The following is a 25,912-nucleotide window of genomic DNA, read 5'->3' on the forward strand; positions in this document are numbered from 1 at the left end:
CGCGTTAAGCTAACACAGCGGGCTAAACGCGGTGATACGGGTGGCCAGCTAAAATTGTAGCGGCCCGGTAAATCTGTTCCAGAAGCATGACGCGAACCATTTGATGCGGCCAGGTCGCCGAGCCGAATGCAATGCTCAGTTTGGCTTTGCGCCGCAATTCGGGCGAAAGTCCGTCCGCCCCGCCGATGACAAAAACATTATGTGGAACCGATTCGTCCCGCCACTTCCCGATATGGCGAGCGAAACTGGCGCTGTCGACGCTGCTGCCACGCTCGTCGAGCGCTACTAATACAGCCTTTTCCGGAATCAGCGCCGAAATCGCCGCTGCTTCCTCATTGATCCGGGTCGCCGCATCGCGTGCGCGGCTTTCCGAAATTTCATGAATCGCAAGGCCGCGAAAACCGAGCTTGCGGCCAATATCGTCGAAACGATCACGGTACCGTTCCGCGAGCTCGCGTTCCGGACCCTGCTTGAGCTTGCCGATGGAAATCACAAGAAGATGCATCGGCGCAGACTAGCACGCGTCGCGCCGTTGCCGAATTCCCGCTGGCTCAAACAGCCTTCAGATCGATCCGCGGTTCATCCGACGGGCTCTGCGTCCACAAACGTTCCAGATTGTAGAATTCGCGAACTTCAGGCCGGAAGACATGCAGGATGACTTCGCCGGTATCGATCAGCACCCAATCGCAATTGGACAGGCCTTCGACATGCAGCTTCTTCTGACCGGCTTCCTTGAGACCTTTGGCGACATTTTCGGCCACCGCGCCGACATGGCGGTTCGACCGGCCGGTGGTCACAACCATGTAATCGGAGAAAGCCGACTTGCCGCGCAGGTCGATGGTCACCGTTTCCTCGGCCTTCATGTCGTCAAGGCGGGCGAGAACGAGATTGAGCGTTTCGGTCGCGCTATCGCGCACTGCCGCAGCAGATTTCTTTGCCTTGGGCGAAGCAACCTTCTTCGGAATGACAGCCTTCGGTGCAGCTTTTGCAGCAGCGGGTGTCTTGGCTGCAGCCTTCGGCTTTGCGGTTTTGGTTGCGGCAGCCTTTTTAGGCGCGGCAGCCTTCTTTACCGAAGCGGACTTCTTGGGTGGGGCAACCTTTGACGGGGCTTTCTTGGCGCCCGTCTTGGACAATACAGAAGTGGCCAGAGGACCATTCCTTTCACTGTATTGGGACGCCGAATCCGACGCCCGGTGAGATCAAGTATGCATGTGGGAATGCCGGATTCAATATTCCAGCGCCCGCCCTATAGCACTTATCGGGCGAGTGTTGTGGAATTACGTCTTCCAGCTGCCATCCGGGTTCCGCAGCCGGGTGGAGGACAGATTCAACTTCAAACCGGTCAAAAATACCCATGCGGGGGGCTTCAGGTCGGCCAATGACCCAGCGTCCTGCTCCGGTATCCGGTAACGGCCGAGGGCCTGGGCGGCGGTCGATGCCAGTCCCTGGAAGCTCTGCGGCGGTCGGTCGATGACCGCAAAGGGCACCTCTCCGGCAATTACCTGCCAGCTCTCCCAGCGGTGAAACTGGGCGAGATTGTCGGCACCCATGATCCAGACAAATCGTGCTTGCGAACATCGACGTCGGAGGTAGCTGATGGTGTCGACGGTATAGCGCGTACCGATGACACTCTCGAGACAGGTGATATCGATGCGCGGATGATCGGCCGTCGCCTTCGCAGCAGCCGCGCGCTCGGCGAGATCGTGCAGATTGCGTTGATCCTTCAGCGGATTGCCCGGCGACACCAGCCACCAGACGCGATCGAGCTGCAGCCGTTTCATCGCGAACAGGCTGATGGCCCGATGCGCGGCATGCGGCGGATTGAACGATCCGCCAAGCAGACCGATCCGCATACCGGGACTATGTGGCGGTATGCCCTGCGCCGGCGGGACTGAATGCAAATCCAATTCAGTCTCCACGCGCCGAAACGCACATCATCACGGCCTGGTCTGTCCGGTGCCGTGAATGCAATATTTGAAACTGGTGAGCTGCTCGGCACCGACCGGGCCGCGCGCATGGAATTTGCCGGTGGCGATTCCGATTTCGGCACCGAAGCCGAATTCACCGCCGTCGGCGAACTGCGTCGAGGCGTTATGCAGCACGATTGCCGAATCCACCTCATTGAGAAACTTCGTGGCCACCGCGACGTCCTCGGTCACGATCGCATCGGTGTGATGCGAGCCGTGATCGCGAATATGCGCGAGCGCATCATCGACACCATCGACGACCCTGGCCGAGATGATCGCATCTTCGTATTCGGTGTCCCAGTCCTCGTCCGTTGCAGGCTTGACGCGCGCATCGGCCTGCTGCACGGCAGCGTCGCCGCGCACCTCGCAGCCGGCATCAATCAGCATTTCCACCAGCGGCTTGAGATGCGTACCCACGACTGCGCGGTCAATCAGCAACGTTTCCGTCGCGCCGCAGACACCGGGCCGGCGCATCTTCGCGTTCAGCACGATCGACTTCGCCATATCGAGCCTCGCGGCGTGATCGACATAGACGTGATTGACGCCTTCGAGATGCGCGAACACCGGCACGCGTGCTTCAGCCTCGACGCGCGCGACCAGACTCTTGCCGCCGCGCGGCACGATCACATCGACCCCGCCATTGAGTCCGGTCAGTAGCAACCCCACCGCCGCACGATCGCGGGTTGGCACCAGCGTAATCGCAGCCTCAGGCAGACCGGCTTCGCGCAGGCCCCGCACCAGACATTCGTGAATCGCACGACAAGACCGGAAACTGTCCGAACCGCCGCGCAGGATCACGGCATTGCCCGACTTCAGGCACAGCACACCGGCGTCCGCGGCGACGTTCGGACGGCTCTCGAAAATCACCGCAACGACGCCGAGCGGCACGCGCACGCGTTCGATGGTCATGCCATTCGGCCGCTGCCAGCTCTCGGTGACGGCGCCGACGGGATCAGCGATGTCATGAATCACACGAATGCCGTCGGCCATCGCATGCACGCGCGCCTCGGTCAGGGTCAGCCGATCGATAAAGGCCGATGTGGCGCCATTGGCGCGCACCTCGGCGACATCCTCGGCATTGGCCGCCAGAATCGCAGGCGCACCGGCACGGATCGCGCGCTCCATCGCCGCAAGCGCCCGGTTCTTCTGTTCCGTTGGGGCCACCGCCAACGCACGCGCAGCCGCACGGGCGCTCCGGGCGAGGTCGTTCATCAGGACAGGCAGATCAGCCGATCCGTCGATGGCTTTCAGCGAGGCGGTCATGGCGGGCTCAAATGGGCGGAATGGGAATTCACGACCCCAAAATAGGGACTCACGGGAGCAAGGTCAAAGCGTGTTCGCTACCATCCTGCCGCTGTGCGCTCGCGGATCGATTGCGCCACGAGCTGGATACCGCGGTAAAGCGCGCGACCGGCCGGCGACAGGTCACGCCCTACGCGCCGGATCAGATACAGATCGCGCTCGATGACCGGATCGAGCAGCCTGCGGAAGGTCAGCACGGGGTGGTCCGTCGCCGGCAACGCCAGACCTGGCAATGGCGCCACGCCGACGCCGGCCTCGACCATGGCGAGCAGGGTCGCCGGGTGTTCGGCCTCGTGCAGCGGGTTGCTACGCCCCAGTTCCTGCAGGCCGCGTTCCATTTCCAGCCGGATGCCGGTGCCGGTCGCCATTGCGATCATGCCTGCAGCGACGCCGTCCATCCAGTTCACGGTGCTTTGTGACGCCAGCTGATGATCCCGCCGCATCACCAGCGCAAAACGGTCCGTCAGCAGCTTCGTCGCGTCAAGATCCGCATCCTCACCCGGCACATTGGCGATGCCAAGCTCGGCATCGCCGCTGCGCAGCCCGGCAATGATCTGATGCCGTGACACTTCCTTGAGCGTCACGCTCACCATGGGATATTCGCGCTGGAAGTTCGCCAACACCACCGGCATCAGACGCAACGCCACCGACGGCACGCAGGCCACCGTAACATGGCCGCGGCGATGCTCGCGCAGATCGCGTAAATCCTGAATTTGGTGATCGAGATCCGCCAGCAGGCGTTGGATCCCCGGCAGGAATTCGGCACCGACCTTGCTGAGTTGAACGCTGCGCGTCGTCCGGTCCAGCAGCCGGACCTGCAGCTCGTCCTCGAGCTGGCGAACGGCCTGGCTGAGGGCGGACTGGGAAACGCCAAGTTTCCGCGCAGCCCGGCTGAAGCTGCCAGCCTGAACCACCTCGGCGAAGGCACGGAGTTGCCGGAGGTCAATATTCATAAGCATTACAGATAAATATATCTGTTTTTCCCGACTTGTTAATGAAATTAACGGGTGCAAGAATTTTATGCGAAAACGCGCTGCGGCTAAAAACTATGCAGCGCACCATCTGAGATCGGCAATGGCGGCGAGGGACAGAGGCATGATCGACAGGCGCAACCTACTCAAATATTCGCTCATCGGCGCCGCAACGGCACCGTTCGCAGGCCTGGGAGGCCCGGCCTTTGCCGCCGGCCGCAAGGTTCTGGTGTCCGAGGCCATCCGGCTCGGCATGTATGCCTCGCTCTATGTCGCCGCCGATAAGGGCCTGTTCGCCAAACATGGCCTCGACACCGACCTGTCGACCGCGGGCGGCATCGCCCTGCCGGTGCCGATCCTGCTGTCCGGCCGCGGCCAGATCGGCGTCACCAGCCCTGGCATGTCGGTCAACGCCACGCGTGAAGGCGGCAAGATCAAGAATATCGCCAAGATCGTCGGCGGCGTGTCGATGTGGGGAATGACCCGCCCGGACACCAAGATCACCACCATCGATGATCTGCGCGGCAAGACCATCGCGACGCTGAAATTCCCGTCCTCGACGATCCAGGTCCCAACCTATGCCATGAAGACGGTCGGCAAGTTCGACCCCAAGGAAGCCGGCGTCACCTTCCTGGAATTGCCACCGGGCGCCCAGGCTGCAGCCGTCAAGGATGGCCGTGCCGACATCGCCACCGCATTCGAATGGGACATCAGCATCGGCGCCGAACAGTTTGGCCTCGTACCGTCGCTATCATTTGCCGATCTGCTTGGTCCGCTGTGTTTCACGACGGCCATGGCCACCGAAGACGTGATCGCCTCCAACCCGGAGGCGGTGCAAGGCTTCTGTAACGCCATCGCCGAGGCGCAGAAGATGATGCACGAGAACAATGCGGTCTTCACCGAGGTCGCAGAGAAGTACTTTCCGAAAGTCTCGCCCTCGGTCGTCGGAAATGCGACGAAGAATTTCTTTGGCAGCAAGACGGCGATTCCGAAAAACCCCACCATCTCCGCCGAGGAATGGGATCGCGCGATGTTGCTGGAACAAGGCGGCGGCGCAGTCTCAACGACGCTTCCCTATGCACAAATGGTCGACAATCGCTTCGCCGAGAAAGCGACCAAAGAATTCGGATTGGCGTGATGTCGGTCTCAACCAGCTTTCCGCCTGAACGGCGCTACGTCACCTTGCCCGCACGCCCCGAGCCGTTGCGGCTCGCGGTCGAGGAGACCGCAGTCATCGTGGTCGACATGCAGAACGCCTACGCGTCGCCGAACGGCTATCTGGATCTCGCGGGCTTCGACGTGACCGGCGCCAAGGCAGCGATCATGGCCGTCAAGGAGACGCTGGAGGTCGCGCGCGAGGCCGGCGTCACTGTGATCTATTTCCAGAACGGCTGGGACGCCGACTATGTCGAGGCCGGCGGTCCGGGATCCCCGAACTGGCACAAATCGAACGCACTCAAGACCATGCGCGCGCGCCCGGAATTGCAAGGCAGCCTACTCGCCAAGGGTGGCTGGGACTATGCGCTCGTCGATGAACTCCAGCCGCAGCCCGGCGACATCGTGGTACCGAAGCCGCGCTACAGCGGCTTCTTCAACAGCCAGTTCGACAGCATCCTGCGCGCGCGCGGCATCCGCAATCTCGTCTTCTGCGGAGTTGCCACCAATGTTTGCGTGGAATCGACCCTGCGCGACGGCTTCCATCTCGAATATTTCGGCGTGATGCTCGAAGACGCCACGCATCAGGCCGGCCCCGACTACGTCCAGAAGGCGGCTGTCTTCAACATCGAAACCTTCTTCGGCTGGGTTTCCAGCACGGCCGATTTCCGCCGCGCATTCGCGCAGACTGAAACCTCCACGAAAGCCTGAGGATCCCATGACAGATCGCGCGATTATTCCGCCCGGCACTCATCCGCCGCTCGCACCTTACTCGCCCGGCATGATGGCCGACGGCGTGATCTATGTGTCCGGCACGCTGGCCTTCGACAAGAACAACGACGTCGTTCATGTCGGCGATGCGGCGGCGCAGACCCGGCACATCCTTGAGACGATCAAGAGCGTGCTGACTGCCGCAGGCGCCACGATGGCCGATGTCACCTTCAACTCCATCTTCGTAACCGATTGGGCCAATTACGGCGCCGTCAATAAGGTCTATGCCGAATACTTCCCCGGCGAGAAGCCGGCTCGCTACTGCATCCAGTGCGGACTGGTGAAACCGGATTGCCTCGTCGAGATCGCGTCGATCGCACACAAGCGAGTTTGATGTGACGACCATCGAAGCCACCCAAGCCAATGTCGCGCGGCGGCTGATGCCGCCGGTCCTGCGGATCGCGCTACTGCAGCTGGCACTGCTGGCCGTGCTGCTTGCGGCTTGGGAAATTGCGATCAGCTTCAAATGGATCGCCGTCTATCTCTACGGACGGCCAAGCGGCATCTTCGCCAAGGCCTCTATTCTGATCGCTAACGGAGAACTCCTGCGCGATGCCGCACTGACTGCCTGGGAAGCCATCGCCGGATTCCTGATCGGCACTATTGCCGGCAGCGCCGTCGGGCTGCTGCTATGGCTGTTTCCCACCAGCGCGGCGGTGCTGCGCCCCTATCTCATCGCGCTCAACGGCTTGCCGAAGATCGCACTCGCACCTTTGATTATCGTGTGGTTCGGCATCGGCATCTCATCGAAGATCGCCATCGCCGCCATCATCACCTTCATCGTCGCCGTCATTACCGCGCAGCAAGGCGCCAAGGAAGTCGATAGCGACCTGATCAAGTTGATGCGCTCGCTCGGTGCCAGCCGATGGAAGACCTGGCGTGCTGTCGTCATTCCGGGCGCCATGCCGTGGATCGTGTCCGCCTTCCGTCTCAATGTCGGCTTCGCGCTGATCGGCGCAGTCGTCGGCGAATACATCGCCTCGAAAGAGGGCCTCGGCTACATGATCTATTATGCCGGTGTGCTCTACGATTTGAACGCCGTCTGGGTCGGCATCGCCGCGCTCATGGCCGTAGCGCTCCTGATGTACGGCGCGATCGACATTCTCGAACGCCGTCTGCGCTTCTGACTTTCCATCGCTCGAACCCGCAAGACAACCCATGCCCTATGCAAGCGGCGCTGACGCCGACATCTATTACGAAACTCATGGACACGGAACGGCGATCCTCATGTCGGCCGGCATGGGCGGCAGCGGATCGTTCTGGGCGCCGCAGGTCACAGCACTCGCGCAGCGCCACCAAGTCATCCTCTACGACCACGTCGGCACCGGCCGCAGTGCTGCAAACAGCGCACCACCACGATCGATTGCGGGCATGGCCGACGACATCGCGCATGTACTCGACCACGCCGGTGTCAGCAACGCACATGTGGTGGGGCATGCTATCGGCGGCATCGTCGGAATTGAACTTGCCCTGCGCGACCCCGCGCGCTTGCGCAGCCTGGTGGTGGTGAACGGCTGGGGCCGGGCCGATCCGTTCCTGCGGCGCTGCTTCGAAGTGCGCAAACAGATCCTGAATCAGTCCGGCCCGAAAGCCTATGTGCGTGCGCAGCCACTGTTTCTCTATCCGCCGCGATGGATTTCCGACAACGCCGCGCAGCTCGACGCGGAAGAAGAGCGCATCCTCGCGCACTTCCCGACAGCGGCGACGATGAATGCGCGGATCGACATGTTTCTCGCCTTCGACCCCGGCGACGCTCTCGCGACCATTGCAACGCCCACACTGCTGGCCTCATCGCGGGACGACAGTCTGGTGCCGGCCTATCTCTCGCAACAACTGGCTGCCGCCATTCCGGGCGCGCGCGTTCGCGAAGTGGAATGGGGCGCCCATGCCTTCACCGCCGTGATACCCGACGTTTTCAATAACATGCTACTCGGCTTCTGCAGTGAGGTGGACGCATGAACGCCATGACACCAATCGCCACGTCGTCGTCCACATCCGCTGTGCTCAAGGCCGAACAGATCGGCGCATCCTTCGGAAGCGGCAAGCAGTTTGTCGAAGCCATCCGCGACGTCAGCTTCGAACTGCGGCAGGGCGAAACCCTGGCTATCGTCGGCCCGTCCGGCTGCGGCAAGTCCACATTGTTCAATGTCATTGCCGGTTTGCTGAAGCCCACACGCGGCCATGTCGAGGTTGCAGGCATCCGCGTCGACGATGCTGCAGGGCATGTCGGCTATATGCTCCAGAAGGATCTGCTGCTGCCATGGCGCTCCGTCATCGACAATGTGATGCTCGGTTTGGAAGTGCGCGGCGCGCCGCGACAGACCTCGCGCGACATCGCCATGAAATTGATCCGCGCCTACGGCCTAGCCGGTTTCGAGAACGCCAAGCCCGCAACCTTGTCAGGCGGCATGCGCCAGCGCGTGGCCATCATGCGCACGCTGGCCTTCGATCCGCAGGTGATCCTGCTGGATGAGCCGTTCTCGGCGCTGGATTTCCAGACCCGCCTACTGCTGCAGGCCGACGTGTCACGCATCATCGCCGAAAACGGCAAGAGCGCCATTCTGGTCACCCATGACATCGGCGAAGCCATCGCCATGGCCGACCGCGTTCTGGTGCTCAGCGCACGCCCGGCGACCGTGCGGGCGCTGCATGTCATCGATCTGCCCAAAGCAGGCCGCGATCCCGTAGCGCTGCGCACCGACGCTGCCTTCCAGGCCTATTTCGCCAAGATCTGGGCCGACCTGGAAATGCCTGCCACCGCCGCGTAAGGCACCAAAGCTACGACTGACTGTTGCGACTGAAACGGATCGCGCCGGAGCGCAATTGGTGCCGCAAACAGGACTCGAACCTGTGACCCCGTCATTACGAATGACGTGCTCTACCAACTGAGCTATTGCGGCGAACCAAGCGGCGATTCGGCTTTTCGGCCGAAAACGCTGGGGCATCTGATATCGCCCGGGGCGTTGCTTTGCAAGAAGCGGCGGCGAATCTGGCGACCGAAAAGCGCGACCAACCACCCACTGAAACCGGCCATTTGGGCCTGAATCGGGGCTGTTATCCGCCCCAGCGCCGTAGAAACCCGCGCCAACCGCCCTGTTGCTGGCCTGCATTCAGCTCGGCGAATTCATCGCGATAATCGTCCGCCTCGTCCACGCCCGGATCGTCCGGGGGCCTGACGATGGGAATGACGGCCGGAATAGCCACCGCGGGCTTCACGGCGCTGGCGATATCGCTGCGGTCGCGGAACAGCGGTGGCGGCGCGGGGGCCGGTTTCGGGAGCGGCGGCGCCTCGGCGGGCTCAGACGTGGCATCGGCCACCGGTTCGGGCTGTGCTGGTACTTCAGGTTCCGCCGCCAGATCCTGAGCCGGCGCGGAGGGTGTGACCTCGGTCGGTACGGGCACCACGGGTTTGGGCACCGCCGGCGGCGGGGCCAGCACGGTCTCGCGCAAAATCTCGGTCTCAATCGTCGAGGCCCTGTCCGACGGCAGCGCGGCCAGCGGCGTCTGCCACTGGAACGCATCGATCCGTCCGGTGACCGGCGATACCGGCCGCCAGCGATCCGACACATAGCCATCCGCGGTCCAGACCGGATCATGCAACGCGCGCACAGCACGCAATGTCCAGGCGCGGGCGCGGCCGCTGTCGCCATGTTCGGTACGTTCGATTTCCGCCATCAGCATCGCAACGCGCTGGGTGGAGTCGGTCGTGAACGGCGCCAGTGTTTCGCGGGCGCGCGTGAATTCGGCGGCATCGATGGCCGCGCGGGCGATCGCCAGCGCGCCTTCGATATGGCCTGGCGCTTTAGATGCCAGCGTCTCGACACGCACCAGCCGCTGCCGCGCGGAATCGCCGAGCTTCACATGGGCATAGGCGTCGGCGAGATCCGGATGCGGCTGCGCCAGCCACGCTGTCTCGATGATCTTCATTGCCCGACGGGTCTGATGCGCCTCGCTCTGGAATCGGCTGGCGAGAACGGCGGCTGGCACCAAAGTTGGCGCAAGCTTGATCGCCTCGGTCACGCTGTCGCGGGACAGATCGCGATCTTGTGTCTCAAGCTCCAGCGCACGCGCGGTGAGCAGCACGCCGCGCTGCCGACGAAACGCCGCGCGATCGATCAGACCAGAGGCAAAATTGTTGTCGAGGATTTTCAGCGCCCCCGTCCAATCGCTCTGCGCGCAGCGGAAGCCAAGAACGGCTTGCGACGCCCACGTCGATGCCGGCGACAGTTTCAACGCTTCCTCGGCGATCGTGACGGCGGCAACGGGATCGTCGCTGCGCTGCGCCTCGATGAACAGACCGCGCAGACCCAGCAGCCGCGTATCGCCACGCTCAGCCATCGCCTGAAACGCACGATGCGCACCGGCGCGATCGCCATCGAGCTGGGCGGACTGGGCATGCAGCAACAGAGCGAGCGGATCGTCAGTCGTCAAACGCTTGGCGATATCGGCATGACACCGCGCGGCGTGGCCATCGCCCTGCCCGATCGCCAGCAGACCATGGGTGATGGCCTGACGTCCGCGCGCCTGACGCTTTTCATGGCGACGACGGCGCATTCGCTTCGGCGCGCCCCACAAACCACGCAGGAGCGACCAGGCGAACACCACCGCGACGATTGTCAGGCCGAGCACCAGCACAAACACCGGCACCGACGGCGAAGCGCGCCAGACGCCCCAGGATATCACGACATCGCCGGGCTGATCGGCGACCCAAGCGGCGCCAGCGGCCGCAAGTGCTATCAACACAAGAAACAGAATAATGCGGAACATCGGATTCCTATGGCGCCGGTTTGGAAAGCGCCGCCATCGCGTCGGCTGCGAATTGACGTGAAGCCGCCAGCGCTGCATCGCGCATATCGACTCTATCGAGCCAGGGCTGAACCACGGCACGATCCGCTGGCGACAGCGTCAGCAACTCACGCCTGGCCGTGGCGATATCGTTGCTGCGCGCAGCCGCAGACGCGCGTGACACAGCGCCGCTGTTGCTACCTGCGCCGACAGCATCGGTGCGCTCGATGCGCACCAGCTTGGCCGCGCCGGCCTGCAGACGATCCATGAAACCTGCGCCTACCGCAGGCGTGTCTGCCGGAGCGGGTGTGAGCTTCGGTAACACTGCAAGCAGTTCACGGCTGAGCGCGACTGTGTTTGGTACGCCCGTCGTTGCAAACGCATCGAGCGGCTTCAGCTGATTGGCATTGCCGGCAAGCGGTTTGACCGCCGCAAGCGCCGTCGCAAAGGGCTCACCCTGGCGCACCGACGTATCGAGCAACGACGCCGCAACGACACGGCGCAAGACCGTGTCATCGAAAGGTTTGGTATTCTGTTGGGCGGCCGAAGACTTCAACTCGCCGGCTGCACGTTCGATCTGCCCGAGCCGCTCATTGATCGGCCCGAGATCGACCACACCGGTCGTGGTACGCGGCGCGGATTTGAGTTGATTGATGTCGGCGACGACACGATCCGATTGCGTCTTCGCGGCAGTGAAATCGCCGCGCAATGCCGCGATGGATTTCTCGAGCGTATCGATCCGCGTTGCCAGCCCCGTATCCGGCGCAGCGACCGGGCGCGCTTCGATCTGCGCAATGCGAGAGGTCAGCGCATCGACATCTGCCTTATCGCTCGATGCAATGCCGCTCAGGCCGAACCATGCAATTCCGGCGACAAGCGCACCGGCAACCGCGCCAACGGCGGCGGGAACCAGGACAGGTGCACGCGCAGGCGAGACGGGCGCCTGCTTTTCAACCGCAGCCTCCGCGGCGGGCTCGGACGGCGGCATGTCCGACGGTGCGGTATCGACGGACTCCGATGCTGTTTCCGGTACCGCAGGCTCCGCTGCAGCCGGACGCTCGGTGACCTCGGCAGCCGTCAATTCGATGGTTGGCGGCGGCCGCTTGGGCCGACCGGCATCCGGAGACGATCCCGTCTCATTATCGTCGGCCATGGCGTCGGTTCCCTCGTGACATGCCCGATCCCTACCGGGATTTGGTCACAGCAGTCTTAACGCGATAATGGCGCGATGGCACGGTCCAGCGCCGCGAACAGGGCATTTTCGTCCGGGGTCTGCGCCACCACGACCTGGCTGGCTCCGGCATCATGCGCAATCGTACCGACCGCAGCTGAAAGGCAATAGTGTGGAACTGCGAGGGCAGCGATCTCGACGCCCGATAAGCCCACCGCCTGGAAGAATGCCCGCGCGCTCCGCCGCGAATAATGCAGCACGGCCTCGATCCTGCCGGCCACGAAGGCCGCAGCAACATCATCCGGCAGATCGGCCACCGGCATCATCCGGTAGGTGGTTTGTGTCACCACCGTGAAACCACGCGCACCGAGTTCGCCAGCGAGATCCCGCGCAAGATCGGCGCCGGCCAGATAAAGGAGCGGGCGGGTCTTGTTCAGCAGCTTGCTCTTGCTGCTCTCCGTCAATAGGTCCCGCAGCGCCGCAGCATCACCTTCGGCGGACACGACCTTGGCAAAGCCGAGATCGCGCGCGGCCTCTGCGGTCCGGTCACCGACCGCGAACAGCGGCAGGTGAAGCAGGGTTGCTTGCACCGGCTGATCGGCGAGTGCGCGTAGCGCATTGGACGACGTCACGATCACCGCGCCGAAATCCGCATCCGAATCGATGGACAGCATCACCTTTTCGAAGCGCAGCATCGGCGCCACCAGCACCTCGAAGCCCCGCGCGCGCAAGGCGGCGGCGGTGCTGGTAGTGTCCGGCTGCGGGCGAGTGACGAGAATAGCCATATCTGAGGTCCGGTTTCGGGGGTCTCGCATGCCACGCAGGGCATCGAGTGATTGCACCTTGCAACCCCGCAATGCTACGCCGGGGACAGGAAAAGCCCGGATTTGGCTGATTTAGCAAGGACCGATAGTGACCACCGACCAACCGATGCTGGTGCTGGGAATCGAGACGACCTGCGATGAGACCGCGGCCGCCGTCGTCGAACGCCAGCCCGACGGCAGCGGCAAGATCCTGTCCAATATCGTCCATTCGCAGATCAGCGACCATGCGCCCTATGGCGGCGTGGTGCCCGAGATCGCCGCGCGCGCCCATATCGACTTGCTCGACGGCATCGTCGGTCGCGCCATGAAGGACGCCGACGTCAATTTCGCGCAACTGAGCGGTGTGGCCGCAGCCGCCGGACCCGGCCTGATTGGCGGCGTCATTGTTGGTCTCACCACCGCAAAAGCCATAGCCATGGTGCATGACACCCCGCTGGTGGCCGTGAACCATCTCGAAGCCCATGCGCTGACGCCGCGGCTGACCACTTCCTTGGCGTTTCCGTATTGCCTGTTTCTCGTTTCCGGCGGTCATACCCAGATCGTCGCGGTGCTCGGCGTCGGCCACTACGTCCGGCTCGGCACCACCGTCGATGACGCCATGGGCGAAGCCTTCGACAAGGTCGCCAAGATGCTCGGCCTGCCCTATCCCGGCGGGCCGCAAGTGGAGCGGGCCGCTGCCGGTGGCGATCCCAAGCGCTTTGCGTTTCCGCGGCCGATGCTTGGCCGGCCCGATGCGAATTTTTCGCTCTCCGGTCTCAAGACGGCGGTCCGTAACGAAGCCAGCCGTCTCATTCCTTTGGAAGAGCAGGACATCGCGGATCTCTGCGCCAGCTTCCAGGCGGCAGCGCTAGAATCGACGGCAGATCGGTTGAGCGTCGGCCTCAAACTGTTCGAAGCGCAATTCGGCCCGCCGCATGCGCTGGTCGCAGCCGGCGGTGTCGCCTCCAACCAGGCGATCCGCGGCGCGCTGCAGGCCGTCGCCGCAAAAGCGCAGACCACGCTGATCATCCCGCCGCCGGCACTGTGCACCGACAACGGCGCGATGATCGCCTGGGCCGGCGCGGAACGTCTTGCGTTAGGACTCACCGACACGATGGAAGCACCGCCCCGCGCGCGCTGGCTGCTCGACGCTGACGCCAAGGCGCCGGCGGGCCATTCCAAATCCCGCGCGGCTTACTGACGGGAACATCATGGCTGACTTCAACTCTGTGGCGGTGATCGGCGCTGGTGCTTACGGCACGGCGCTGGCCGATGTCGCCGCGCGCGCCGGTCGCGAGGTCGTGCTTTATGCACGCTCGACTGCAGCCGCCGAACTGATGCAGTCGTCGCGCGCCAATCCGAGATTGCCCGGCGCAGCCATCGATGACTCTGTCTTCGTCACCGCCGATCTTTCGCTGGCAGCGCGCGCCGATATCATTCTGCTCGCCGTCCCGTCGCAGCAGTTGCGCGAGGCATTGACGGCGCTTGCGCCGCTATTGCCAGCAGGCGTTCCGGTGGTCGCCTGCGCCAAGGGCATCGAGCGCGGCAGTCACAAATTCATGACGGAAGTCATCGCCGACGTCGCACCGCATGCGATCCCTGCCATTCTGTCGGGACCGAATTTCGCCGACGATGTCGCAGCGGGCCTGCCCACGGCCGTGACACTCGCCTGCGCCGACGAGGATATCGCTGTCGCACTCGTGCAGGCCCTGGGTTCGGCAACGTTCCGTCCCTATCACTCCACCGATGTGCGCGGCGTCGAGATCGGCGGTGCGGCGAAGAACGTACTGGCAATTGCGGCGGGTATCGTCGCCGGCAAGCAGCTCGGCGCGTCGGCCCTTGCAGCACTCACAACGCGCGGCTTCAGCGAATTACTGCGACTAGGCATCGCATGTGGCGCGCGCACCGAGACGCTATCGGGACTGTCAGGTCTTGGCGATCTGATCTTGAGCTGTTCAAGCGCGCAATCGCGTAATTTTTCGCTCGGCGTTGCATTGGGCCGCGGCGAACAGCCTGCACGCGACAAACTCGCCGAGGGTGAATTCACGGCGCCGGTGCTGATGGAGCTTGCGACATCGAAGGGCGTCGATATGCCGGTGGCAGAGGCCGTGGCGGCAATTCTGGCCGGCCAGACAACCATCGATCAGGCAATCGATGGCCTGCTGACGCGGCCGTTCAAGGCAGAAGGTTAGAGACGTGATGAAATACTGGCTGGTGAAATCGGAGCCTTCGGTGTGGTCGTGGGACCAGCAGGTGGCGAAGGGCAAGAAGGGCGAAGCCTGGACCGGCGTGCGCAACCACAGCGCCAAGCTCAACATGATGGCCATGAAGAAAGGTGATCGCGCCTTCTTCTATCATTCCAACGAAGGCAAGGAAGTTGTCGGGATCGTCGAGATCGTGAAAGAGCATTATCCCGACCCGACCGACGAATCCGGCAAGTTCGTCTGCGTCAACATTGCCGCCGAGAAGCCTTTGAAGACGCCGGTGACGCTCGTTGCCGTGAAGGCCGAGCCAAAGCTCGGCGAGATGGCGCTGCTGAAACTGTCGCGGCTCTCGGTGCAGCCGGTGACCGCGGAGGAGTGGAAGCTCGTCTGCAAAATGGGCGGATTGTGAGCGCCGACGGCGCGGCCAATCTTGCAATCACTGATCCCGTAGCTTTCATCCGCGCCAATACGCGCCTGCGACCGGTGCCACTGGTGCCGAACATTGTGCTGCACACAGCCGACGAGGCCGTACCGCTGTGGAGCAAGACTGAGGAAGAACTCGGCGAAGCCGGACTGCCGCCACCGTTCTGGGCCTTCGCCTGGGCCGGCGGACAGGCACTGGCGCGCTTTGTTATCGATCATCCCGGGCATGTTGCTGAAAAGACCATCATCGATTTCGCAACAGGGTCGGGGCTGGTGGCTATCGCCGCGATGAAAGCCGGGGCAAGCAGCGTCTTCGCCTATGACATCGACGCCTTTGCGCGCACGGCCATCGCACTGAACGCGGCTGAAAATGGCGTTACGATCAATGCTCGCGGTGACGATCTGCTCGGCGGCTCATCTGTCCCGACCGCACAAACGATTCTGGCAGGCGATATTTTCTATGAACGCGACACCGCAGAGCGCGCCTTTGCATTTCTTTCAGAGCAAGCGGCGCGCGGTGCAACGGTCCTGATCGGCGACCCCGGCCGCAGCTATCTGCCGAAAGACAAGTTGCGCAAGCTCGCGGAATACAGAGTGCCCGTGACGCGCGATCTTGAAGATGCAGAGATCAAGAACACGGCGGTGTGGACGCTGGCCTAACTACCCCGCCTCTGCCACCACCTGCGCCAAAAGCTGCTCCCGCTTCGATTGCGAGCGATAGCCCGTTTGCGTCGCGGCGATGCGCGCGAGGACGCCGTCTTCGAAGGCGGTGACGATGGTATCGTGCACATAGCTCTTGCGGCAGATCGCCGCCGTGTTCTGCAATTCGTCCGCCGCCGACCGCACGGCTTCGAGCACCTGCTTCCTGCGTCCGCGCTCACTGGCTGCCGGCTCTATCCGTGACAGGGTTTCAGCCACCGTCGCCGACGCCATCAGAGTGCGGAAATCCTTCAGTGAAATCTTGATGCCGGCGATATCGCGCAGGAAGGCGTTCACTGCTGCCGTGTTGACCTTGTGAATGCGGCCAGCATTGTCGCGATACTGGAACAGGCGTTTGCCCGGCACGTCGTGCAGGATACCAATCGCGCGGACGAGCTTCGACGCATTGGACTCCTTGCGCACTGCCTTGCCGCCCTTGGCCTTGAAGGTGAGCACGATGCAATCGTCTTCGAGCTGCACGTTCGACTTCATCAGCGTTGTAGCGCCGCGGGTGCCCGACAGCTTCATGTAGCTCTCGTTGCCGGCACGGATCGCGGTCCGCGTGACCAGTTCGATGACAGCGGCGAGCGCGAACTCACGCGTCGGCTCGTCGCCAGCCAGAAGCGCCGAGACGTTGCGGCGGATCTTCGGCAGTGCCGCCACCAGCTTCGCCAGCCGATGCGCCTTGCGTTGCTCGCGGACCTTCTCCCAATCCGAGTGATAGCGGTATTGCAGGCGGCCGGCCGCGTCGCGACCTACGGCCTGCAAATGCGACGTAGGATCAGCGGCATAGCGGACCTCGGCATAGGCCGGGGGCACTGCCATGGAGTTCAGCCGCTTGATCGTCCCAATATGCTTGATCGGGGTGCCGTTGGCCCTGACGAAGGAATAAGATTTTCCGCGCTTGAGCCGGCGGATCGTCAGCTCAGACTGATCTCCGAGCTTCAGGCCCATTTCACGGGCCAAAACCTCCACACTCGCGGGGCTTGGCTTGGCCATACGGGCTGGCCGCGCGACGGAACGGGCGGAAACGGCCCGGGAAGGCGCGAAATTCTGCTGTTCCATCATAGTGTTATCTGCCTCGTCGGCCCTGTGTCTCTGCTAATGCCGTTTATTGATTTTTGGTTCCGGGCCGCTTGGCCGTCCCTGCGAGGGCGATTTAGGGGCTTCCCGCAACTATTGCGAGTCCACAGGTACGCAATTTCGGTTACTGGTTACCGTTTAGCGCCCGAATTGGCTTTATGATGAAATTTCCGAGCCGTCAAAACGCGAACGTGATCGGGGCTGCGACCTTGCGGACCGACCAAAGGCCTAGTCCGTCCCCGCTTGTCCGGCTATCTCGCCCCGGCGCATATTGCGCGCAACGAGAACCGGCTGGCGGCGAATTCGCGCAGCGGTCGCATGGTGGTGGAGGGGACGATGTCCGACAAGATTTACGACGTACCGGCTGAGTGGACGACGCGCGCCTTCGTCGATGACGCAAAATACAACGAGATGTATGCGCGCTCGATCAGCGATTCCAACGGCTTCTGGGCCGAGCAGGCCAAGCGCCTCAACTGGACCCACGCCCCCACCAAGATCGAAAACACGTCCTTTGCCCCGGGCAATATCTCGATCAAGTGGTTCGAGGATGGCGTATTGAACGCCGCCTATAATTGCATCGACCGCCATCTACCGAAGCGCGCCAACCAGACCGCGATCATCTGGGAAGGCGACGACCCCTCGCAGTCGAAGCACATCAGCTATCAGGAACTGCACGACGAAGTTTGCAAGATGGCCAACGTGTTGCGCAACCGCAATGTCGGCAAAGGCGACCGCGTCACGATTTATCTGCCGATGATTCCGGAAGCCGCTTACGCGATGCTGGCCTGCGCGCGCATCGGCGCGGTCCATTCAGTGGTCTTCGCCGGCTTCTCGCCGGACTCGCTGGCGCAGCGCATCACTGACTGCCAGTCCAAGATCATCATCACCGCCGATGAAGGCCTGCGCGGCGGCAAGAAGGTGCCGCTGAAGAACAATGTCGATGCCGCGGTCGCCAAGGCCGGCGGCGTCGACTGGGTCGTCGTGGTCAAGCACACCGGCACACCGGTGAACATGGATCCGGCCCGTGACTTCTGGTACCGCGAAGCCGCCGAAGTCGTCACCACCGAATGCCCCTGCGAGCCGATGAATGCGGAAGATCCGCTGTTCATCCTTTATACGTCGGGCTCCACCGGCCAGCCCAAGGGCGTGCTGCACACCACCGGCGGCTATCTGCTGTTTGCGTCGATGACGCATCAATATGTGTTCGACTATCACGAGGGTGACATCTACTGGTGCACCGCCGACGTCGGCTGGGTGACCGGTCACAGCTACATTCTCTATGGGCCGCTGGCCAACGGCGCGACCACGCTGATGTTCGAAGGCGTGCCGAACTATCCGTCGATGTCGCGCTTCTGGGAAGTCATCGACAAGCATCAGGTCAACATCTTCTACACCGCGCCAACCGCGATCCGCGCGCTGATGCAGGCCGGCGACGAGCCGGTGAAGAAAACCTCGCGCAAGAGCCTGCGATTGCTGGGATCGGTCGGCGAGCCGATCAATCCGGAAGCCTGGGAGTGGTACTATCACGTGGTCGGCGAGGCGCGTGCGCCGATCGTCGACACCTGGTGGCAGACCGAGACCGGCGGCATTCTCATCACGCCTCTGCCCGGCGCCACGAAACTGAAGCCGGGTTCGGCGACGCGGCCGTTCTTTGGTGTCGTCCCCGAGATCGTCGATGCCGATGGCAAGGTGCTGGAGGGCGAGACCTCGGGCAATCTCTGCATCGCCAAGTCATGGCCGGGCCAGATGCGGACGGTCTATGGCGATCACGCCCGTTTCGAACAGACCTATTTCTCGACCTACAAGAACAAGTACTTCACCGGCGACGGCTGCCGCCGCGATGCCGACGGCTATTACTGGATCACCGGCCGCGTCGATGACGTCATCAACGTCTCCGGCCACCGCATGGGCACCGCCGAAGTGGAATCGTCGCTGGTTGCGCATGAGAAAGTGTCGGAAGCCGCCGTGGTCGGCTATCCGCACGACATCAAGGGCCAGGGCATCTATGCTTATGTCACGCTGATGAACGGCGTCGAGCCGACTGAAGAGCTGCGCAAGGAGCTCGTGGCCTGGGTTCGCAAGGACATCGGCCCGATCGCCTCGCCAGACCTGATCCAGTTCGCACCGGGTCTACCAAAGACCCGCTCCGGCAAGATCATGCGTCGCATCCTGCGCAAGATCGCCGAAGACGAACCGTCATCTCTGGGTGATACATCGACACTGGCCGATCCCGCCGTGGTCACCGACCTCGTCGAGCATCGGCAGAACAAGAAGCCGGGGGCGTAACCGCTCGCCCAATCTGTCGGCAAACACGGAGTGATGTGGTGGATCGTCGGTCATTCGTGTTGGGAAGTGCTGCAGTTGTTGCGGGCGGAGCTTCCGCCCGTGCGCAACATGCCGGTCATCCCGCGTTGCCTGCGGCACCATCGTCGAAAGAGCCCTACGCCAAATTGCAAGGTGGCGTACCGCATCACATGACGCCCGAGCAGGAGGCGCAGCGCGTCACAGAGAGTCCGGCGCCGAAAGGGCCGCAAGGAAAGTGGATATCGCGTGCGGCACTGCCGTTGCCGCGCAGCGAGATGGCCTGGGCGACATCATGGGCCGATCGTATGCATATCGTCGGCGGCTACGGCGAAGGCCGTGTCGACCGCCCCTATCACCATGTCTACGATCCCGCTTCAGATCAGTGGCTCGACGCAGCGCCCCTGCCGCGCGGCGCCAACCATGTCTCGGTCGCTGCCGATGCCGGACGCGTCTATGCGCTCGGCGGTTTCATGCAGCAGAACCGCGGCTCGGACCAGAACGCCTATGCCTATGATGTCGCTGCCAATCGCTGGGATACGATCGCGCCCTTGCCGCGACCACGCGGTGCCGGCGCTGCCGTTGCGCTGAACGGCAAAATCCATCTGATCGGCGGCGCGTCGGAACCTGCGGCAGAGCGCGCCAGTGTCAGTTGGCACGAAGTCTATGATCCCAAGACCGACAAATGGGAGAGCCGCAAGGCACTGCCCGGTGCGCGCGACCATGTCGGCTGCGTCGCCACGCGCGGCGTGATCCATGTGATCGGCGGGCGTTTCAATACGTTCGAGTACAATACCGATCTGCACCATGTGTATCTGCCCGAGCGCGACACATGGGAGCTGCGCGCCGCACTGCCGACGACCCGTTCGGGCCATGGTCTTGTGGTGTATCGCGACCGGCTGTTCGCCATGGGCGGCGAATCCGGCGTGGTGCAGAACGGCCAGCTCACCCAAGGCAAGGTGTACGGACAGATGGAAAGCTACGACCCGGCCTCCGACACCTGGCAGAGCCACGCGCCGATGCTGACCCCGCGCCATGCGGTCGGCGCCACAGTCATCGGCGACTGGATCTATGTGGCCGGTGGCGGCGCTGTCCTCGGCGGCGCGGTACAATCCGCCGTCCATGAGGCCTTTACGCTGGCCTAGTGACCTCCAACGCATCGCATCTGGCTGCCCTCACGTGATTGTCAGGGCCGGATGGCCACCCCCGGCCAATTTAGAGCGAGTGTTGTTTTCCGGGCATTTACTTTGTTCAGCGGATTTCCTCTTTAGGCGCTCGTTGGCGCACTCCCCCGCGCCGGCAGAGACCGGTTGTTTACGCGACTGGTTGAGAATTTCCCGTGTGCAATTGTTTTCGTCGCCTTGAGAGGCGGCACGACCTCGTCGGCCGCTACCGGCCGGGCCGAACTGGAGAGATCGATGTCCTTGAAGATTGCTAGTGCGCTGGCAGCCACCGTTGTCATTGGCGCCCTGATGTCCCCCGCCGCGCAGGCAGCGCCCAATGTGGTCGGCTTCCACGGCGACTATGCCCCCGGCACCATCGTCGTGAAGACCAATGAGCGTAAGCTGTATCTCGTGCTCGAACAGGGTCAGGCCGTGCGCTATCCCGTCGGTGTCGGCAAGCCCGGCAAACAGTGGGCCGGCGCCACCAAGATCGACGGCAAGTACCGCCAGCCGGCCTGGGCTCCGCCCGCCGACGTCAAGCGTGACAATCCTAATATCCCCGATGTGATTGCGGGCGGTTCGCCAGCCAATCCGATGGGCGTTGCTGCAATGACCCTCGCCGGCGGCGAATATGCCATCCACGGCACCAACCGCCCCAATTCGATCGGCGGCTATGTCTCTTACGGTTGCGTCCGCATGTACAACGAAGACATCACCGACCTCTATTCGCGCGTCTCGGTCGGCACGCCGGTGATCGTCACCCAGCGCTGATCGCTGGCAGCTTCGCTATTCTGAAAAGCCGCGCATGATGCGCGGCTTTTTGTTTTGCTGATCTCATCTGCTATCGCACCAGCCGTTGCGATGACCGCCACCATACGGGCGCGCGTGCCCTGCATTGAGCATTGCTGCAGACACGTTGGGCGTTTGCCTGGTCGCGACATCGGCGACCACGCGGCCGGGATATTTGTCAGGCCCGATATTGTAGATCGTGAGACTTCCCTCGCGGAGCAACTTGGTCAGTGCAGCCGTCGCGATTTCTGCTTTCTGAATCTCGCGCGCGCATTGCCCCTTCAGCTCCGGCGCATCGATGCCACGCAAACGAATGCGCACGCTGACGTCTTCACCCGACCCAAGATGCACGCGCGCGCCAAAAGTATCGCCGTCGATGGCATAGCGCATCTCGATCGAGTAGCGCGCCTCAGCATTGCCGGCGCGCCTGACGATCGCCTCGGAATCGCGGGCCGCCTCGGTCTGATCCGCGCCGGGCAGGAACGGCAGCCAACGCTTCACCGGCAGCATGGTGCCGGCGGCCAGGCCGAGCACGAATACCCACGGCATCGCCGCGGACATGCGGGATCGCCACGGCGACGCACGGTGAATGCGCGATGCTGGGGTCATCGTCCTGCGATAATGTGAGTCGAAACAACCAGCCAGAAGAATCTGGCTCAGTGATCCGAAGAGTTAGAAGTCGGACGCAATGCCCTTACGCTCCCAGTCGCCAAAGCGCGTGGGCTCCGGGCCTTCAGGTCCCTGGAACTCTTTCGCTTTCGCCGCAGTATGTGCTGCTGCAGCTGCAGCCCGACGTTCTTCTGCCTCGGCCAGCGCGCGCTGCGCGGCGGGCGTCAAAACTTTCTTCGATGCCGGCTCAGGCTCCGGCAAAGACGTTGCGGACTCGGAAGGAATGTCGTTCATCTCAGGTTTCCTGCTGAACCGGCAAGGGCGGCACGCGTTACATAAATCAATGTCGAACAGTTGCCGTTCGACTGTGAGCATATAAGGGCGATTCTTACATTTGGCATATTCGCATGCGACAGAATCGCTCCCATCCAGTGGCCGCATGCTGAGCCTGCCCGCGCCATTGCCCGCCCTCCGTCGTGATGTTTTCGCATGTCGCAAGTAAGATACGCACCGCCAACCGAGGTCCCCGGCCTCGCCGCGCGACGGATTGCGGCGGATATTCTCGACGGCGTATTGCACAAGCATCGGACCCTCGACGACCAGCTCGAAGGCGCCGCGGCCCATCCCGGCCTGAAAACGCTATCCGACCGCGACCGCGCGCTGATGCGACGTCTGGTTGCGACGATCCTGCGCCGGCTCGGTACGCTCGGGCATATTCTCTCCCGCCTGCTCGACCGCGGTGTCCCCACCGATGCCCCGCGTGCGCAGAGCGCGCTCCTGATTGGTGCTGCCCAGATCCTCTGGATGGATGTGCCGGATCACGCCGCCGTCGACCTCTCGGTCCGCATGGTGCAATCCGACCGTAAGGCCGCGAAATATGCAGGGCTGGTCAATGCCGTGTTGCGACGCTGCGCCCGTGAAGGCCAGCCGCTGATCGACGAAGTTGCCGCCCAGACTCTCGACATCCCGCCCTGGCTGATGGCGCGCTGGACGGCCCATTACGGCGGGACGGCAGCCAAGGAAATGGCCGTGGCGCTGAGCCATGAGCCGTCGCTCGATCTCACCGTCAAATCCGAAGCCGATGCCTGGGCCACGCGCCTGCACGGCGAAGTGCTTCCAACCGGTTCCGTCCGAACCTTGCTGCAGGGCTCGGTGACCATGTTGCCCGGTTTCGATGACGGCCAGTGGTGGGTGCAGGACGCCGCGGCGGCACTGCCGGCACGACTGTTCGGCGACCTCAAGGGCAAACGCATCGTCGATCTCTGCGCCGCGCCGGGCGGCAAGACTGCGCAATTGGTCCAGGGCGGCGCGCAGGTCACTGCTATCGACCGCTCGCCGAACCGCGTGGCGCGGCTGCGCGAAAATTTGGCGCGACTGTCGCTGGAAGCCGAAACCGTCGTCGTCGACGGCACCGAATATCCCGGCGAGGGTTTTGACGGCGTGTTGCTGGACGCGCCCTGCTCCTCGACTGGCACTATCCGGCGGCATCCCGACGTCGCCTGGCTGAAACAGGACTCCGATATCGTCATGCTGACGGCGCTGCAGCGGCGCCTGCTGCAGAAGGCGGCTTCCATCCTGAAGCCCGGCGGAACCCTGATCTATTGCACCTGTTCGCTGGAGCCAGAAGAAGGCGAACAAGCCATCGCCGACCTGCTGGCCAAGGATTCCAGTATGCGCCGCGCCCCCGCCGACGCCAGTGAAGTTGCCGGCCTGGCCGAGATCGTCACCCCCGAGGGCGATCTGCGCACTTTGCCGAGCCATCTGCCCCATGCCGATCCTCGGCTCGGCGGGCTCGACGGCTTCTATGCGGCGCGACTCATTAAATCCTGATATTCACAGAGTAATCTCCCGATTCGCGAGGCTTCCACAGGGAGCTTCCTTGTACTGTGTGCGGATCGCGTTTCCGGCTAAAAGGATTCGCAACAACCCTTTCTCTTCCAGTTCAAGGCGCGCGTGGTCGCACATCGCAGACGTATCTCGGGGCTGATCCTCGGCCGCTTCGCGCGGAGCGCGATGTCGCGCGCGTCTGGCGGATCGGCAGCGCTGGCCCGGCTCTGGCCCGGACGCACAGATCGCCTGATCATCGCGCCGCATGATCTGCGCACCACCGATGCCACCCGCGCCGCCGAAATCTATGCCGGGCGCTTCGTCTTCGCCGGCAAGATCGTCACCTGCCACGGTCGCTCGATCTTCGATCTGGAACCGCCATCGGAAGACTGGGAAGTTTCACTGCTCGGCTTCGGCTGGCTCCGCCATCTGCGCGCCGCCGACACCGCCATCACCCGCGCCAATGCGCGCTCGCTGATCGACGACTGGATGTCGAATACGTCGCGCAAGCGCCCGGTCGGACGCCGCGCCGACGTCATCGCCCGCCGTGTGATCTCGCTGCTATCGCAGGCGCCGCTGGTGCTCGGCGATACCGACGGAAAATTCTATCGTCGCTATCTGCGCTCACTCAGCCGTGAGATCCGCTCGCTACGCTACGCGCTGTCTCACGCTCCCGACGGCGTGCCGAAGCTGCAGGTGCTCATTGCTCTGTGCTACGCATCGCTGTGCCTTGCCAATCAAGCGCGCCACATCCGTACCGCCACACGCAAACTCTCCGACGAATTGCAGCGCCAGATTCTACCGGACGGCGGGCATATCTCGCGCAATCCGGGCGCGTTGATCGAATTGCTGATCGATCTGCTGCCGCTGCGGCAGACTTTTGCCGCCCGCAACATCGCGCCACCGCCGGCGCTACTGAATGCGATCGATCGCATGATGCCGATGCTGCGATTCTTCCGTCATGGCGACGGCTCGTTCGCACTGTTCAACGGTATGAGCAATGCGCCATCGCATCTGCTGGCGACGCTGCTGGCCTATGACGACACGCACGGCGTGCCGATGGCGCATATGCCGCATACCGGCTTCCAGCGTCTCGAAGCCGGTCAGATGATCGTGATCATCGACACCGGCCCGCCGCCGCCACCGAGCGTTAGTCATGATGCGCATGCCGGTACGTTGTCGTTCGAACTGTCGTCCGGCCCGAGCCGCATCGTCATCAATTGCGGCATGCCCTCGACGGGTCGCGACAATTGGCGCGCTTTCGCGCGCGGCACGCCCGCGCATTCGACGATGACCTATCACAACACCTCGTCGTGCCAGTTCATCGAACGCAGCGCGATGAAGAAGTTTCTGCAGGGCGCGCCGATCGTCAACGGCCCGCATGTAGTGGAGAGCTATCGCGAGATCACCTCGAACGGCACCATCCTGACCACCGCGCATGACGGCTACCACCCGCGTTTTGGCGTCACCCATCGGCGCGTGCTGATGATCTCCGAGGACGGTTCGAAACTCGAGGGCGAGGACATTGTCGCGGCGGCGCCCGGCGCGCGGCTGAAAGGCAGTAATACCGACTACGCCTTGCGCTTCCATCTGCACCCGTCGGTAAAGGCCAGCCGGCTCAGCGACGCCCGCGGTGTCATGCTGGTATTGCCGAACCGCGACGTCTGGACCTTCGAGGCGCTGGACGACAAGGTCGAGCTGGAGGACAGCGTGTTCCTGGCCGGCAATGACGGACCGCGCCGAACCGCCCAGATCGTGATCCACCAGAACGCCCAGCAGACCTCCAGCATCCGCTGGAGTTTTGCCCGCTCGGCCTCCTCGCCGTCGCAGACTACGGCCCGCCGCAACGCCCGCCGCGAGCCGGAATTGCCGTTGTAAATCAGGCCTTC

General features: G+C 63.2%; 26 protein-coding genes and 1 tRNA gene. 15 read left to right on the forward strand and 12 right to left on the reverse strand.

The features are described from left to right. Positions 1-22: 22 nt before the first annotated feature. The 5 genes from rlmH to AB7828_RS20860 all read right to left on the reverse strand — a co-directional run bounded on the left by rlmH (position 23) and on the right by AB7828_RS20860 (position 4,282). On the reverse strand, positions 23-505 hold the full coding sequence (gene rlmH, locus AB7828_RS20840; protein ID WP_089263230.1) for a 23S rRNA (pseudouridine(1915)-N(3))-methyltransferase RlmH: 483 nt from the start codon (positions 503-505) through the stop codon (positions 23-25). Between the two features lie 46 nt (positions 506-551). After that, positions 552-917: a ribosome silencing factor gene (gene rsfS, locus AB7828_RS20845; RefSeq protein WP_244558251.1), complete on the reverse strand. Its 366-nt coding sequence runs from the start codon at positions 915-917 to the stop codon at positions 552-554. Between the two features lie 360 nt (positions 918-1,277). Further along, positions 1,278-1,907, reverse strand: a complete 630-nt coding sequence (locus tag AB7828_RS20850) for a nicotinate-nucleotide adenylyltransferase (RefSeq protein WP_309941682.1) — start codon at positions 1,905-1,907, stop codon at positions 1,278-1,280. A gap of 30 nt (positions 1,908-1,937) precedes the next feature. Beyond that, complete coding sequence (locus tag AB7828_RS20855; RefSeq protein ID WP_441231054.1) at positions 1,938-3,230, reverse strand: glutamate-5-semialdehyde dehydrogenase; 1,293 nt, start codon at positions 3,228-3,230, stop codon at positions 1,938-1,940. Between the two features lie 77 nt (positions 3,231-3,307). Next, positions 3,308-4,282: a LysR family transcriptional regulator gene (locus AB7828_RS20860; RefSeq protein WP_175369300.1), complete on the reverse strand. Its 975-nt coding sequence runs from the start codon at positions 4,280-4,282 to the stop codon at positions 3,308-3,310. An 82-nt stretch (positions 4,283-4,364) separates the two neighbouring features. Here AB7828_RS20860 and AB7828_RS20865 point away from each other — a divergent pair, with 82 nt between their 5' ends. The 6 genes from AB7828_RS20865 to AB7828_RS20890 are packed head-to-tail and all read left to right on the forward strand — an operon-like array spanning position 4,365 to position 8,934. After that, entirely contained in the window at positions 4,365-5,378 is a 1,014-nt protein-coding gene (locus tag AB7828_RS20865; protein WP_441231055.1) for an ABC transporter substrate-binding protein, read from the forward strand. Continuing rightward, on the forward strand, positions 5,378-6,106 hold the full coding sequence (gene rutB, locus AB7828_RS20870) for a pyrimidine utilization protein B (protein WP_184512468.1): 729 nt from the start codon (positions 5,378-5,380) through the stop codon (positions 6,104-6,106). The genes AB7828_RS20865 and rutB overlap by 1 nt, the downstream gene beginning before the upstream one ends. Positions 6,107-6,113: 7 nt before the next feature. Beyond that, positions 6,114-6,500, forward strand: coding sequence for a pyrimidine utilization protein C (rutC, locus tag AB7828_RS20875; RefSeq protein ID WP_089263218.1), 387 nt, complete (start codon positions 6,114-6,116; stop codon positions 6,498-6,500). Position 6,501: 1 nt separating this feature from the next. Then, entirely contained in the window at positions 6,502-7,293 is a 792-nt protein-coding gene (locus AB7828_RS20880) for an ABC transporter permease (RefSeq protein WP_441231056.1), read from the forward strand. Between the two features lie 31 nt (positions 7,294-7,324). Next, positions 7,325-8,125 carry a pyrimidine utilization protein D gene (gene rutD / locus AB7828_RS20885; protein WP_276509765.1) on the forward strand — a complete coding sequence of 267 codons (801 nt, stop codon included), beginning with the start codon at positions 7,325-7,327 and terminating at the stop codon, positions 8,123-8,125. Further along, positions 8,122-8,934: an ABC transporter ATP-binding protein gene (locus AB7828_RS20890; RefSeq protein ID WP_441231057.1), complete on the forward strand. Its 813-nt coding sequence runs from the start codon at positions 8,122-8,124 to the stop codon at positions 8,932-8,934. Before rutD ends, AB7828_RS20890 begins: the two co-directional genes overlap by 4 nt. A 56-nt stretch (positions 8,935-8,990) precedes the next feature. On the opposite strand, the gene AB7828_RS20895 is transcribed toward AB7828_RS20890, so the two are convergent. From AB7828_RS20895 to AB7828_RS20910, 4 genes are all read right to left on the reverse strand, one after another. Beyond that, positions 8,991-9,066: transfer RNA gene (locus tag AB7828_RS20895), tRNA-Thr, on the reverse strand. A 154-nt stretch (positions 9,067-9,220) separates the two neighbouring features. Beyond that, entirely contained in the window at positions 9,221-10,933 is a 1,713-nt protein-coding gene (locus tag AB7828_RS20900) for a heme biosynthesis protein HemY (RefSeq protein ID WP_441231058.1), read from the reverse strand. A 7-nt stretch (positions 10,934-10,940) separates the two neighbouring features. Further along, positions 10,941-12,104: a COG4223 family protein gene (locus AB7828_RS20905; RefSeq protein WP_441231059.1), complete on the reverse strand. Its 1,164-nt coding sequence runs from the start codon at positions 12,102-12,104 to the stop codon at positions 10,941-10,943. A 56-nt stretch (positions 12,105-12,160) separates the two neighbouring features. Next, the gene (locus AB7828_RS20910) at positions 12,161-12,907 is read right to left on the reverse strand and encodes a uroporphyrinogen-III synthase (RefSeq protein WP_439074174.1); all 747 of its coding nucleotides are present in this window, start codon (positions 12,905-12,907) and stop codon (positions 12,161-12,163) included. Between the two features lie 145 nt (positions 12,908-13,052). Between AB7828_RS20910 and tsaD the strand changes: the two genes are divergently transcribed. Genes tsaD through AB7828_RS20930 form a run of 4 tightly spaced genes read left to right on the forward strand, consistent with a single transcriptional unit; the run spans position 13,053 to position 16,212 of the window. Further along, positions 13,053-14,126, forward strand: a complete 1,074-nt coding sequence (gene tsaD / locus AB7828_RS20915) for a tRNA (adenosine(37)-N6)-threonylcarbamoyltransferase complex transferase subunit TsaD (RefSeq protein ID WP_441232289.1) — start codon at positions 13,053-13,055, stop codon at positions 14,124-14,126. A gap of 10 nt (positions 14,127-14,136) precedes the next feature. Continuing rightward, entirely contained in the window at positions 14,137-15,117 is a 981-nt protein-coding gene (locus AB7828_RS20920) for an NAD(P)H-dependent glycerol-3-phosphate dehydrogenase (protein WP_441231060.1), read from the forward strand. A 7-nt stretch (positions 15,118-15,124) separates the two neighbouring features. Then, the gene (locus tag AB7828_RS20925) at positions 15,125-15,538 is read left to right on the forward strand and encodes an EVE domain-containing protein (protein WP_441231061.1); all 414 of its coding nucleotides are present in this window, start codon (positions 15,125-15,127) and stop codon (positions 15,536-15,538) included. After that, positions 15,535-16,212 carry a class I SAM-dependent methyltransferase gene (locus tag AB7828_RS20930; RefSeq protein WP_244528082.1) on the forward strand — a complete coding sequence of 226 codons (678 nt, stop codon included), beginning with the start codon at positions 15,535-15,537 and terminating at the stop codon, positions 16,210-16,212. Before AB7828_RS20925 ends, AB7828_RS20930 begins: the two co-directional genes overlap by 4 nt. Here AB7828_RS20930 and AB7828_RS20935 read toward each other — a convergent pair whose 3' ends face one another. Beyond that, the gene (locus AB7828_RS20935; RefSeq protein ID WP_089263196.1) at positions 16,213-17,319 is read right to left on the reverse strand and encodes a DNA topoisomerase IB; all 1,107 of its coding nucleotides are present in this window, start codon (positions 17,317-17,319) and stop codon (positions 16,213-16,215) included. It abuts the gene before it with no gap. 351 nt (positions 17,320-17,670) lie between these two features. Between AB7828_RS20935 and acs the strand changes: the two genes are divergently transcribed. The 3 genes from acs (at position 17,671) to AB7828_RS20950 (ending at position 21,569) form a co-directional block, all read left to right on the forward strand. After that, positions 17,671-19,620, forward strand: a complete 1,950-nt coding sequence (acs, locus tag AB7828_RS20940) for an acetate--CoA ligase (protein ID WP_175369309.1) — start codon at positions 17,671-17,673, stop codon at positions 19,618-19,620. 38 nt (positions 19,621-19,658) lie between these two features. Then, positions 19,659-20,780 carry a Kelch repeat-containing protein gene (locus tag AB7828_RS20945; RefSeq protein ID WP_309941645.1) on the forward strand — a complete coding sequence of 374 codons (1,122 nt, stop codon included), beginning with the start codon at positions 19,659-19,661 and terminating at the stop codon, positions 20,778-20,780. A gap of 273 nt (positions 20,781-21,053) precedes the next feature. Beyond that, entirely contained in the window at positions 21,054-21,569 is a 516-nt protein-coding gene (locus AB7828_RS20950) for a L,D-transpeptidase (RefSeq protein WP_309941643.1), read from the forward strand. A 63-nt stretch (positions 21,570-21,632) separates the two neighbouring features. Here AB7828_RS20950 and AB7828_RS20955 read toward each other — a convergent pair whose 3' ends face one another. After that, complete coding sequence (locus tag AB7828_RS20955) at positions 21,633-22,148, reverse strand: thermonuclease family protein (protein ID WP_441231062.1); 516 nt, start codon at positions 22,146-22,148, stop codon at positions 21,633-21,635. A 111-nt stretch (positions 22,149-22,259) separates the two neighbouring features. Then, positions 22,260-22,490, reverse strand: a complete 231-nt coding sequence (locus AB7828_RS20960) for a DUF1674 domain-containing protein (RefSeq protein ID WP_309941640.1) — start codon at positions 22,488-22,490, stop codon at positions 22,260-22,262. Positions 22,491-22,685: 195 nt separating this feature from the next. Between AB7828_RS20960 and AB7828_RS20965 the strand changes: the two genes are divergently transcribed. Further along, positions 22,686-24,026 (forward strand): RsmB/NOP family class I SAM-dependent RNA methyltransferase, encoded by a 1,341-nt coding sequence (locus AB7828_RS20965; protein ID WP_441231063.1) that lies wholly within the window; start codon positions 22,686-22,688, stop codon positions 24,024-24,026. 183 nt (positions 24,027-24,209) lie between these two features. Further along, on the forward strand, positions 24,210-25,901 hold the full coding sequence (locus AB7828_RS20970; protein WP_175369314.1) for a heparinase II/III family protein: 1,692 nt from the start codon (positions 24,210-24,212) through the stop codon (positions 25,899-25,901). Positions 25,902-25,912: the final 11 nt, after the last annotated feature.

This window comes from Tardiphaga sp. 215_C5_N2_1 (genome assembly GCF_052076055.1).
GTDB classification, from domain to species: Bacteria; Pseudomonadota; Alphaproteobacteria; order Rhizobiales; family Xanthobacteraceae; genus Tardiphaga; species Tardiphaga robiniae.